Origin of the sequence: Vibrio sp. 1557, from assembly GCF_033340175.1 — a bacterium.
Classification (GTDB): domain Bacteria; phylum Pseudomonadota; class Gammaproteobacteria; order Enterobacterales; family Vibrionaceae; genus Vibrio; species Vibrio alginolyticus.
On the sequence record NZ_JAWOVZ010000045.1, the window covers coordinates 1 to 11,990 of the forward strand.

The 11,990-nt window shown below is 45.2% G+C and carries 13 protein-coding genes and 1 pseudogene; 11 read left to right on the forward strand and 3 right to left on the reverse strand.

The window, feature by feature from the left end; translation table 11 throughout:
• Positions 1-99 precede the first annotated feature (99 nt).
• The 4 genes from ribE to pgpA all read left to right on the forward strand — a co-directional run bounded on the left by ribE (position 100) and on the right by pgpA (position 2,679).
• Complete coding sequence (ribE, locus tag R7070_RS23755) at positions 100-570, forward strand: 6,7-dimethyl-8-ribityllumazine synthase (RefSeq protein WP_005381572.1); 471 nt, start codon at positions 100-102, stop codon at positions 568-570.
• Positions 570-1,037 (forward strand): transcription antitermination factor NusB, encoded by a 468-nt coding sequence (gene nusB, locus R7070_RS23760; RefSeq protein WP_005381571.1) that lies wholly within the window; start codon positions 570-572, stop codon positions 1,035-1,037. Before ribE ends, nusB begins: the two co-directional genes overlap by 1 nt.
• 78 nt (positions 1,038-1,115) lie before the next feature.
• Positions 1,116-2,081, forward strand: coding sequence for a thiamine-phosphate kinase (gene thiL, locus R7070_RS23765; RefSeq protein ID WP_167415050.1), 966 nt, complete (start codon positions 1,116-1,118; stop codon positions 2,079-2,081).
• Positions 2,082-2,172: 91 nt separating this feature from the next.
• Positions 2,173-2,679, forward strand: coding sequence for a phosphatidylglycerophosphatase A (gene pgpA / locus R7070_RS23770; protein WP_031780838.1), 507 nt, complete (start codon positions 2,173-2,175; stop codon positions 2,677-2,679).
• Between the two features lie 58 nt (positions 2,680-2,737).
• Here pgpA and dxs read toward each other — a convergent pair whose 3' ends face one another.
• The 3 genes from dxs to xseB are packed head-to-tail and all read right to left on the reverse strand — an operon-like array spanning position 2,738 to position 5,772.
• Positions 2,738-4,603: a 1-deoxy-D-xylulose-5-phosphate synthase gene (gene dxs / locus R7070_RS23775; RefSeq protein ID WP_005383623.1), complete on the reverse strand. Its 1,866-nt coding sequence runs from the start codon at positions 4,601-4,603 to the stop codon at positions 2,738-2,740.
• A gap of 20 nt (positions 4,604-4,623) precedes the next feature.
• Positions 4,624-5,508, reverse strand: coding sequence for a (2E,6E)-farnesyl diphosphate synthase (gene ispA, locus R7070_RS23780; protein WP_005383621.1), 885 nt, complete (start codon positions 5,506-5,508; stop codon positions 4,624-4,626).
• Positions 5,509-5,529: 21 nt separating this feature from the next.
• Positions 5,530-5,772, reverse strand: a complete 243-nt coding sequence (gene xseB / locus R7070_RS23785) for an exodeoxyribonuclease VII small subunit (RefSeq protein WP_005381566.1) — start codon at positions 5,770-5,772, stop codon at positions 5,530-5,532.
• Between the two features lie 263 nt (positions 5,773-6,035).
• On the opposite strand from xseB, the gene pomA reads away from it, so the two are divergent.
• From pomA to R7070_RS23820, 7 genes and pseudogenes are all read left to right on the forward strand, one after another.
• Positions 6,036-6,797, forward strand: coding sequence for a flagellar motor protein PomA (gene pomA, locus R7070_RS23790; RefSeq protein WP_005381564.1), 762 nt, complete (start codon positions 6,036-6,038; stop codon positions 6,795-6,797).
• A 14-nt stretch (positions 6,798-6,811) separates the two neighbouring features.
• Positions 6,812-7,759 carry a flagellar motor protein MotB gene (locus R7070_RS23795; protein ID WP_042521210.1) on the forward strand — a complete coding sequence of 316 codons (948 nt, stop codon included), beginning with the start codon at positions 6,812-6,814 and terminating at the stop codon, positions 7,757-7,759.
• Positions 7,760-7,970: 211 nt separating this feature from the next.
• Positions 7,971-9,419 (forward strand): tRNA uracil 4-sulfurtransferase ThiI, encoded by a 1,449-nt coding sequence (gene thiI, locus R7070_RS23800; RefSeq protein WP_256900438.1) that lies wholly within the window; start codon positions 7,971-7,973, stop codon positions 9,417-9,419.
• 510 nt (positions 9,420-9,929) lie between these two features.
• Complete coding sequence (locus tag R7070_RS23805) at positions 9,930-10,850, forward strand: transcriptional regulator GcvA (protein ID WP_005383616.1); 921 nt, start codon at positions 9,930-9,932, stop codon at positions 10,848-10,850.
• Positions 10,831-11,454, forward strand: a complete 624-nt coding sequence (locus tag R7070_RS23810) for an alpha/beta fold hydrolase (RefSeq protein ID WP_053306527.1) — start codon at positions 10,831-10,833, stop codon at positions 11,452-11,454. The genes R7070_RS23805 and R7070_RS23810 overlap by 20 nt, the downstream gene beginning before the upstream one ends.
• Positions 11,444-11,842, forward strand: coding sequence for a DUF423 domain-containing protein (locus R7070_RS23815; RefSeq protein WP_053306526.1), 399 nt, complete (start codon positions 11,444-11,446; stop codon positions 11,840-11,842). The genes R7070_RS23810 and R7070_RS23815 overlap by 11 nt, the downstream gene beginning before the upstream one ends.
• Positions 11,794-11,990 (forward strand): annotated as a pseudogene (locus tag R7070_RS23820) (23S rRNA (cytidine(2498)-2'-O)-methyltransferase RlmM); the annotation flags it as partial. The gene R7070_RS23815 and the pseudogene R7070_RS23820, both read left to right, overlap by 49 nt.

Genomic DNA, 11,990 nt, shown 5'->3' on the forward strand with positions numbered 1-11,990 from the left:
CCAATTTCCATTAGATATTGCTCACAAATTTGTGCTAGAATCCGGCGATTCTCACTTGATGAACATATTTCACTTATAAATAGAGTTAAAGGAAAGCTTATGAAAGTGATCGAGGGTGGCTTCCCAGCGCCAAATGCAAAAATTGCTATCGTTATTTCTCGTTTCAACAGTTTTATTAACGAAAGCCTACTTTCTGGTGCGATCGATACACTAAAGCGTCACGGACAAGTAAGCGAAGACAACATCACGGTTGTGCGTTGTCCAGGTGCCGTAGAACTACCTCTAGTAGCTCAGCGTGTTGCTAAAACTGGCAAATTCGACGCTATTGTTTCTCTAGGGTCTGTTATTCGCGGTGGAACGCCTCACTTTGACTATGTTTGTAGTGAAATGAACAAAGGTCTAGCACAAGTGTCTATGGAATTCAGCATTCCAGTAGCATTTGGTGTTTTGACTGTTGATACGATCGATCAAGCGATTGAACGCGCAGGAACCAAGGCTGGTAATAAAGGTGCAGAGGCTGCACTAAGCGCACTTGAAATGATTAATGTACTATCTGAAATTGATTCCTAATGGGGGCCAGTGTGAAACCAGCCGCACGTCGTAACGCACGTCAATTCGCTCTACAGGCGATCTACTCATGGCAAATTACTAAAGAGAATGTTGCCAAGATTGAAGAACAGTTTTTGTCTGGCGACAAATACGATGAAGAAGAACTTCATGCATCTGAGCCAGCGCTTGCTGCTCCAGAGACAGACGTAGCTTACTTCCGTGAACTATTAAGCGGTGTTGTACTTAGCCACGCTGAGCTAGATAGCAAAATTCGTCCATACATCTCTCGTCCTATGCAGGATTTAGATATGATGGAACTTGCTCTTCTTCGCCTTGCTATGTACGAGATGACTCGTCGCGAAGATGTTCCTTACAAAGTTGTTATCAATGAAGCGATTGAACTTGCAAAAGTTTTTGCAGCAGAAGATAGCCACAAGTTTGTGAATGGTGTACTTGATAAAGCAGCACCTCACATTCGTAAGAAATAACGATTTCTTCAATGAAAAGGTCAGCACATGCTGACCTTTTTTGTATCAAAAGCTTTTACATCAAAAAGTAAGTGAATTATGTCTGGTGAATTTAATCTGATAGACAAGTATTTCGTCGGTCGTCAGAGCCAACGTAAAGATGTCCATCTAGCCGCTGGTGATGATTGCGCTTTGGTCAAAGCGCCAGCTAATGTTCAGATTGCGATTAGCACGGATACATTGGTAGCTGGAACGCATTTCTTAGCCGACGCGAACCCAGCATGGGTCGCACACAAAGCATTGGCTTCTAACATCAGTGATTTGGCTGCGATGGGCGCAACGCCTGCGTGGGTGAGCTTCGCATTAACGATGCCTGAGCCAGATGAAGAATGGCTTGCACCTTTCTGTGATGCATTTTTCGAACTGGCTGATTACTATGGTATTCAGTTAATAGGCGGTGATACCACCAAAGGGCCATTGTGTCTGACTCTAACGGTGCAAGGTTTTGTTCCTGAAGGTAAAGCTCTCACACGTTCCGGAGCCAAGCCTGGGGATTGGGTATATGTAACGGGAAACCTTGGCGATGCAAAAGCTGGCTTGGATGTGATTCTAGATGACTCTCTGCGCAGCAGAGCCGGCGCGGAAGCACTAGAGCGAGCTCATTATCTTAGTTCTCCGCGTGTGCTTGCTGGACAAGCTCTTGTTGGCTTAGCCTCGTCGGCGATAGATATTTCAGATGGTTTAATCTCTGATATTAAGCACATTTTACAGCGATCTCAGGTTGGGGTTAGTATTGATGTCTCTCAGCTACCGATCTCTTCAGAATTAGTCCAGTTTTTAGATGATAAGATCAGCGCGCAGCAGTATGCTTTAGCAAGTGGCGAAGAATACGAGTTGTGTTTTACCGTGCCGGAGCAAAATCGAGGCTCGTTACAAAGCGCTTTATCTCATACTGGCTGTAAGGTCACATGTATTGGTCAAATCCGACCAAATGGAACCTTCGAGCTGCATGATAACAATCAACCACTTGATTGGGACTTAAGTGGCTTCGACCACTTTAAATGATCTGAGCTAAGCTCTAGCCAAGAGCCTGTTACTATTGAGTAACTCGCAGGCATGACGATTGAAACCAAACTAGCAGTATAGGTTTAAGGATATGACCAACCCTCTTTCTCTGATTTCATTAAAGAATCCGTGGCATCTATTGGCGACGGGTTTTGGCAGTGGATTATCCCCGTTTATCCCTGGAACAATGGGCACACTGGCGGCCGTGCCTTTCTTTTTGCTGTTGGCACAATTACCATTTACGGCGTATGTCATTGTTGTTCTGATTTCGTGTGTGATCGGCATTCAAATATGCCAAGTGACGTCTGCAGACATGAAAGTACATGATCATGGTTCAATCGTATGGGATGAGTTTGCGGGCTTTTGGATTACGATGAGCATTGTACCTGCACTGAATATTCCACTCACTGAATGGAAGTGGTTGATCACTGGCTTCATCTTATTTCGTTTTTTCGATATGGTAAAACCTTGGCCAATTGGGTGGCTAGATAAGCGAGTTCACGGTGGGCTGGGTATTATGGTTGATGATATCGTGGCGGGAGTTATGGCCGGTGTTGCCCTGTTTCTAGTCGCAAAATACGCTGGCTGGATGAATTAAACCATGAACTAAACACTGGACGTAAAAAAGGGATGCCATGAGCATCCCTTTTTACATGCTATTTTGCTAAATAATCCAAGATGGATTTTTCAATTCCTTTTGCATCGAGACCAAGCTCTTCATGCAGTTCATCTTGTGTTCCCTGATGAATAAACTCATCGGGTAAACCTAGGTTTAAGACTGGCTTAATGATTTTATCTTTCATCATGAACTCAACGACACCCGCACCTGCACCACCTGCGATAACATTTTCTTCTAACGTCACGAGCACGTCATGATCTGCGGCTAATTGACGAATTAATGCTTCATCGAGCGGCTTCACAAAGCGCATATCAGCAACAGTGGCGTTAAGGTATTCTGCCGCTTCTAGCGCGTTACCCAAGAAAGTACCAAAGTTCAGAATAGCAACTTTTTCACCTTGGCGAACCATGCGCCCTTTACCGATTTCTAACGCCGTAAACTCAGTTTCGATTTCTACGCCCATGCCGCTACCACGAGGGTATCGAACCGCACTCGGGCCAGAATGCTTATGGCCAGTGTAAAGCATTTGTCGGCACTCGTTTTCGTCGCTTGGAGCCATGATCACCATGTTCGGAATACAGCGCATAAAGCTCAAATCGAACGCACCTTGGTGAGTTTGACCATCTGCGCCAACGAGACCTGCGCGGTCGATCGCAAACATCACTGGTAAGTCCATGATCGCGATGTCGTGGATCAATTGGTCATAACCACGTTGCAAGAAAGTCGAATAGATAGCAACGATTGGATGATCGCCCGCAATTGCCATGCCTGTTGCCAGTGTCACAGCGTGCTGCTCAGCAATCGCCACATCAAAGTATTGGTCTGGGTACTCTTTTGAGAAACGCACCATACCTGATCCTTCGCGCATCGCTGGCGTAATTGCCATTAGCTTAGGATCTTGGGCCGCCATGTCACATAAAAAATCACCAAAGATCTTTGAATAAGTCGGCTTACCGCCACTGCTCTTCGGCAGACAATTATGCGTTGGATCGAATTTAGGAACACCATGGTAGCCGATAGGATCTTTCTCGGCCGGCTCATAACCTTTGCCTTTCTTGGTCATGATGTGTAGGAACTGAGGGCCTTTGAGCTCACGCATATTTTTCAGCGTTTTGACGAGTTCATTGACGTCGTGCCCATCAATCGGGCCAATGTAATTAAAGCCGAACTCTTCGAACAGAGTACCAGGCACTACCATGCCTTTTAGGTGCTCTTCCGTACGGCGAACCAACTCTTTAATAGGTGGAACACCAGACAGCACTTTCTTGCCGCCTTCACGGATAGAAGTGTATAAGCTACCAGAAAGTACCTTTGCAAGGTGGTTATTCAGGGCGCCGACGTTTTCTGAAATCGACATTTCGTTGTCGTTCAAAATCACCAACATATCAGGATGAACGTCGCCAGCGTGGTTCATGGCTTCGAATGCCATGCCTGCTGTAATTGCGCCATCGCCAATCACACTGACGATTTTACGGCCTTTGCCTTCTTTTTGTGCGCTGATGGCCATGCCAAGGCCTGCACTGATAGATGTCGAAGAGTGGCCGACAGATAAGGTGTCATATTCACTTTCTTCACGCCAAGGGAAAGGGTGTAGACCATCCTTTTGGCGAATTGTTGGCATTTTATCGCGACGTCCGGTGAGGATTTTGTGCGGGTAAGCCTGATGACCAACATCCCAGATCAATTTGTCGATAGGGGTGTTGTAAACATAATGCAGAGCGACAGTTAGCTCTACGGTGCCTAAGCCAGACGCTAAGTGTCCGCTAGATTGGCTCACTGAATTTAGCAGATACGTTCGCAGTTCATCACACAGATTTGGTAATGTTTCTTTCGGAAGAAGACGTAATTCTTCCGGTGTATTTGCTAACGCCAGTGTTGGGTACTTTGAAATATCAAGAGTCATATAAATGCGCGCTTATAGTGTTAATTTTTGCGCTCGATGACATATCGGGCGAACTCTTCGAGTAACTGAGTATTGTATGGGATAGCTTCCAATGCTTGAAGTGCTTCCTGTAACAGAGTGTGAGCTTTCTCTATGGCTCCCTCTAAACCCAGCAGGGAAGGATAAGTGCTCTTATTCAGACCTTGGTCGGAACCTTGAGGCTTACCCAGTGTTTCTGTGTCACTGATGATATCAAGAATATCGTCTTGAACCTGAAACGCCAAACCAATTGCTTTTGAGTAGCGCTCCAAGTGAGGTAGAACCTCGATACCTTTCTCACCAGCAGCTAATGCACCTAATTTTACCGCACAATCAATCAGAGCTCCGGTTTTTTTACGGTGTATCTCTTCCATTTCTTCAAGAGAAACTTGGCGATTTTCCGCGCCTAAATCTAAGGCTTGCCCTACACACATGCCGCTGGCACCAGAAGAATGCGCTAATGCTTTGATCATGTTGATGCGTTGAGCTTCTGCCGCCGGGCTTAATTGACCATCAGCAATAATAGTGAAGGCAAGGGTTTGTAGTGCATCACCTGTCAGTATTGCGGTTGCTTCATCAAACTTAATATGACAAGTTGGTTGACCTCGACGCAGTTCATCATCGTCCATGGCTGGCAGATCATCATGAATGAGTGAGTAGGCATGTATACATTCGATAGCAGCGGCGGGGGTGTCTAAGTCTTCAGGTTTACAGCCGAGCATTTGACCTGTGATGTAAACAAGAAAAGGGCGAACGCGTTTTCCACCTAGCAAAAGGCCGTATTTCATTGCTTGAATCAATGGCTGCTCTTGATATGGAAGCTGATCGAGCCACAAATTCAATTGCTGATTGTTTCTTTGTTGAAAAGACGTCAATGTCTGTTGCATCACATTGCTCACTACTGATTGTTATTCTGAATCTGGTTTGAAGTCACTCAGTGGTGCTTCATCATCTTCACTAAGAAGAATGCTCACGCGCTGTTCGGCGTCGCTTAATTTAGTTTGGCCTGCACGAGCTAAGGCAATGCCTCGTTCAAACTTACGCAGGGCATCATCTAGAGCAAGATCGCCATTTTCTAATTGATCAACCAAGCTATCAAGCTCTTCAATGGTTGCTTCAAAGGTCATGTTTTCTGGTTTCTTGACCGCCATCTTTTTTCTGCCTTAATCAAGCCTCGGGTAAGATGCACGAAAGTTACCTTAGCCTAGTAACTTGGTCAAATTTAACCTTATATAATTGTCACAAAATTAGCGTTCAACGAGTCTAAGCGGTGAAACCCCATATTTTGGTTGAGGTTGTTAGGTGTAATTTGTGATCCATTAGCTAAGATTTTTCTAAAAATTCTGCGCGAGTTGTCGATACAGGTAATAATCCGCCCAATGGCAGTATTTGAGTATAGCGTGAGGAGTGCTTTGTGGATTTAGCAACCCTATTAGGTTTGATTGGTGGTTTTGCATTCGTCATTATGGCGATGGTGCTTGGTGGCAGCATCGGCATGTTTGTCGATGTCACGTCGATCCTTATTGTCGTTGGTGGCTCAATATTCGTCGTGTTGATGAAGTTCACAATGGGACAGTTTTTTGGTGCGACAAAGATTGCTGGCAAAGCCTTCATGTTTAAAGCGGATGAACCCGAAGACCTGATCGCAAAAATTGTGGAAATGGCCGACGCGGCGCGTAAAGGTGGTTTTCTTGCTCTTGAAGAGATGGAAATAAACAACACATTCATGCAGAAAGGCATTGATCTACTGGTTGATGGCCATGATGCCGACGTTGTGAGAGCGGCACTCAAAAAAGACATCGCGCTTACGGATGAACGACATACGCAAGGTACTGGTGTATTTCGCGCCTTTGGCGACGTTGCTCCTGCGATGGGAATGATTGGCACCTTGGTTGGTCTTGTTGCGATGCTTTCAAACATGGATGACCCTAAAGCGATTGGACCAGCAATGGCCGTTGCACTCTTGACCACATTGTATGGCGCGATCCTGTCCAATATGGTGTTTTTCCCTATTGCGGATAAGCTTTCTCTTCGCCGTGACCAAGAAACGCTAAATCGCCGTTTGATCATGGATGGCGTATTAGCGATTCAAGATGGCCAAAACCCGCGAGTGATCGATAGTTACTTGAAGAACTACCTCAATGAAGGTAAACGTGCCCTTGAGATTGACGAGTAACTTGGAGAGTCGTGATGGATGATGAAGATAACAAATGCGATTGTCCGCCACCTGGCCTCCCGTTATGGATGGGGACATTCGCAGATTTGATGTCGCTACTGATGTGTTTCTTTGTTCTTCTGCTCTCGTTTTCTGAGATGGATGTACTGAAGTTCAAACAAATTGCAGGATCAATGAAATTTGCCTTCGGTGTGCAAAATCAGCTTGAAGTGAAAGACATTCCCAAAGGTACTAGCATTATTGCCCAAGAGTTTCGACCGGGTCGGCCGGAACCAACTCCGATTGATGTCATCATGCAGCAAACCATGGACATCACTCAGCAGACGCTCGAATTTCATGAAGGGGAGTCTGATCGAGCTGGTGGCACAAAACGTGATGAAGGCAAGTTAACGGGTGGGCAATCGCCAGAAACGTCAACTCAAAACAATGAGTCTGCCGAAGCGGACATGCAACAACAGCAATCTAAAGAGATGTCGCAAGAGATGGAAACCTTGATGGAAAGCATCAAGAAAGCCTTAGAGCGAGAGATTGAACAAGGCGCCATTGAAGTTGAAAACCTCGGTCAGCAGATTGTTATACGTATGCGTGAAAAAGGTGCATTCCCAGAAGGTTCGGCCTTCTTGCAGCCTAAGTTTCGTCCTTTAGTTCGTCAGATTGCAGAGCTAGTAAAAGACGTGCCAGGCATTGTGCGAGTATCTGGCCATACAGACAATCGACCGCTAGACTCGGAACTTTATCGTTCTAACTGGGATCTCTCTTCTCAGCGTGCAGTATCAGTCGCGCAAGAGATGGAGAAAGTGAGAGGCTTCTCTCATCAACGTTTAAGAGTACGAGGCATGGCGGATACGGAACCCTTGTTACCGAATGATTCTGATGAAAATCGCGCGCTTAACCGACGGGTTGAAATCAGCATTATGCAAGGCGAGCCTCTCTACAGTGAAGAAGTGCCGGTAATTCAATAACTAGGCTTTAGTTTTAAGTCAGTAAAGAGATAAGAAAGCGAGCAGATTGCTCGCTTTTTTTGTTTTTCCAATCCGCTTGGGTGTATAATCTTGCGCCTTAAAAGTGAGCTCAGACTACTTTTTGTGACTGAAACGCGGTTTTACTGCGTATGAAGTATTGAAGTTGAGTGTCACTCTTTGTTGATTGCGAAACTAACCTGCGAATTAGACTATGAAATTTATTGTAAAGCCCCATCCAGAAATTTTTGTAAAAAGTGAATCTGTGCGTAAGCGCTTCACAAAGATTTTAGAGTGCAACATTCGTAACATCATTAAGAGCCGCACGGAGTCTGTCGCGGTATTTAACCGTCGTGATCACATTGAAGTGACCTCTGAGAGTAACGAATTCCACGCTGAAGTTCTTGAGGTTTTGACTCATACACCAGGCATTCACCACGTACTGGAAGTGAAGCAAACTGAATTTAAAGACTTGCACGATATCTTCGAGCAAGTACTAGAACTCAACCGTGCTGCACTCGAAAATAAAACCTTTGTTGTACGTGCGAAGCGTCGTGGCAAGCATGACTTTACCTCTATTGAACTAGAGCGTTATGTAGGCGGTGGTTTAAATCAAGCGATTGAAAGCGCTAGTGTTAAGCTACGAAACCCAGACGTGACGATCAAGGTAGAAGTCTCGAACGACAAGCTAAACCAAGTATTGTCTCGTCATAAAGGCCTAGGTGGTTTCCCACTGGGTACGCAAGAAGACGTGTTAAGCCTGATCTCGGGTGGTTTCGACTCTGGTGTTTCAAGCTATCTTCATATCAAGCGTGGTTCAAAAGTACATTACTGCTTCTTTAACTTAGGTGGCCCAGCACACGAAATCGGCGTTAAACAGGTTTCTCACTACCTATGGAACAAATACGGTTCTTCAGCAAAAGTACGTTTTATCTCAGTTGATTTCGAGCCTGTGGTTGCGGAAATTCTAGAGAAAGTCGATGACGGCCAAATGGGCGTGATCTTGAAGCGTATGTTTATGCGTGCAGCAGGCATGATCGCCCAGAAGATGAAGATCGAAGCATTGGTAACAGGTGAAGCGCTAGGTCAAGTATCGAGCCAAACGTTAACCAATCTACGCCACATCGATAACGTAACTGACACGCTGATTCTGCGTCCACTTATCAACTGGGATAAAGAAGACATCATCAATCTAGCACGTGAAATCGGCACAGAAGATTTCGCAAAGACAATGCCAGAATACTGTGGTGTTATCTCTAAGAAGCCAACCGTGAAAGCGGTGAAAGGCAAGCTAGAAGCTGAAGAAGAGAAATTCGACTTTAGTATCCTTGAGAAAGTGGTTCAAGAAGCTCGCATGATGGACATTCGTGATATCGCGAAAGAGTCTGAGCAAGCCGCACCAGAAGTAGAGCAAGTTCAAGCGGTAGAAGAGCACGCGGTTGTGCTAGATATTCGTAGTCCTGAAGAGGAAGAAGATAACCCACTTGAAATCGAAGATGTGGATGTGAAACATATCCCTTTCTACAAGCTGGGTACACAGTTTGGTGACTTAGACCAGTCTAAGACATACCTACTTTACTGTGACCGCGGTGTGATGAGCCGTCTGCAAGCGCTTTACTTGCAAGAGCAAGGCTTCAGCAACGTAAAAGTTTACCGTCCATAGCTGACTGTTAAAATACGTTAAAAGGCGCAAATTGAGACATCAATTTGCGCCTTTTTTGTTTTTGATCGCGTTACAGACAACCATTACTTAGCATAATGTTGAGGCTTATCGCAAAGCCATACACTTTGTGTTGATATAACGATAATTAATCCGAAAGAAGAGTAATAAAGTGATATTGCTGCCAGATATGCGGATGAGATTTTTGATAGATAAAAAAACACCGCCTAATTTAGGCGGTGTAACAAATTTGACAGACAGGTCAAAAATAAATACAGGAAGTATATGTTTTGTCACAGGGAGTGTGGACAAAACATTATGGTAGAAATCTACCTAACTCGAAATACGAGTTTGCAAACACAACATCGCAACAACGAAGCCAATTGATTTCCAAAGAAATCAAGCCGTTCAGGCCCGTGTTGCGGGGTGAAATATAGAATTTATCTGGCTGTTCGACAACGGACATTTTATAATGTTTCAGATTAAAAAAACTAATCCTATTAGAGGTCCCATATGTCTCGCAGATTGCCTCCATTAAATTCGCTTCGAGTCTTCGAAGCGGCTGCTCGTCATCTCAGTTTTACACGAGCAGCAGAAGAGTTATTTGTTACTCAAGCCGCGGTCAGTCACCAGATTAAAGCGCTTGAAGAGTTCTTATCATTGAAGCTCTTCCGTCGACGTAATCGTTCTTTGTTGTTAACAGAAGAAGGCCAAAGTTACTTTCTCGATATCAAAGATATTTTCACCTCGATTGCGGAAGCGACAGATAAGGTGTTGGAACGTAGCGAAAAAGGGGCATTGACGATTAGCCTACCGCCGAGTTTTGCTATCCAATGGCTTGTACCTCGTTTGGCCGATTTTAATGCTCAAGAGCCCGATATCGATGTACGTATTAAAGCCGTAGATATGGATGAAGGCTCACTGACTGATGATGTTGATGTGGCGATCTACTATGGCCGAGGGAACTGGCCAGGTTTGCGAGCAGATAAATTGTACCAAGAGTTTTTGATCCCACTTTGTTCACCTTCATTACTTTTGGGTAACAAACCATTAGAATCTTTAAGTGACCTCAAATTACATACTTTGTTACACGATACTTCGCGTAAAGACTGGAAGCAGTTTGCTCGTCATTACAACATTGAAGGCATCAACGTAAACCACGGTCCTATTTTTAGTCACTCAACGATGGTGCTACAGGCTGCTGCGCACGGTCAGGGGGTCGCGCTCGGTAACAACGTACTCGCCAAACCTGAAATGGAAGCCGGACGACTCATTGCACCATTCGACGAAGTGTTGATATCCAAGAATGCATTCTATGTGGTGTGTCATGAACAGCAGGCAGATATGGGCCGAATCGCAACGTTTAGAGACTGGATGTTGGCAACCGCGAGAAAAGAACAAGAGGAAGTATTGGATGAATCACTGGATAGCTGAGGGGCCTGAAAACGGACCGCTGTTTATTTTTGCTCACGGCGCAGGTGCGGGGATGGAGCATGACTTCATGACAGCGGTCGCCAAAGGATTAGTGGAGCAAGGTATTCGTGTAGTGCGTTTTAATTTCCCTTACATGGTGAAACGTTCGGAAGATGGCAAAAAGCGTCCGCCCGATCGCGCGCCAAAGTTGCTTGAAGCATACAGCGAAGTGATCGCTCACTTTGCTTTTTCTCCCGTGGTTATTGGTGGTAAGTCAATGGGCGGTCGTATGTCGAGCTTGTTGGCTGAAAATGAGCTGGTGGCGGGCATTGCCTGTTTAGGTTTTCCATTTCACCCGCCGGGAAAGCCAGAGAAATACAAAGGCGAGCACTTAGCAACCATTGAGAAACCTACGCTGATTCTGCAAGGGGAGCGAGACACCTTTGGTAAGCGTGAGGAATTCGATGATTTCGTCCTTTCGTCGCAAGTAACTGTGAGCTTTTTACCTGATGGTGACCACAGCTTCAAACCGCGCAAGATCTCAGGTCATACTGAAGTGGGTAACATTACACTCGCGATAGAGCAGTTAGCGGCGTTTATAAAAGAGGTGTACAGTGAAAAGTAAGTGGTTACTCTCACTCTCTGGATTGTCTGGGCTGCTTTCGGTCGCTCTTGGAGCATTTGCTGCTCATGGGTTAAAAGCGACACTGGCCCCTTATTTGCTCGGTGTATTTGAGACCGGAGTTCTGTATCAATTTATTCACACGTTGGCGATTGTGTTTTGTGCCATTCTGCTTCTGCTCAATTTGGGACAAAAAGCACAAAAATATTTTTTCATTGCGGCGATTTGCTTTATTATCGGCATCTTTTGTTTTAGCGGCAGTCTTTACGCGCTGGCGCTGACGGGCATTAAGTGGTTTGGACCAATTACTCCTGTGGGAGGATTACTGTTCATGATTGGTTGGTGTCTGTTCTTTTTTGCTGCGTTCAATATCAAAGAGGTCTCCAAGTGAAACAACTAATGCTCTATTGCCGTTCTGGCTTTGAGAAAGAGTGTGCTGGTGAAATTCAGGACAAAGCGACACAGTTGGAAGTGTATGGCTTCCCTCGTGTGAAGAGAAACTCAGGTTATGTTGTCTTCGAGTGTTACCAAGATGGAGA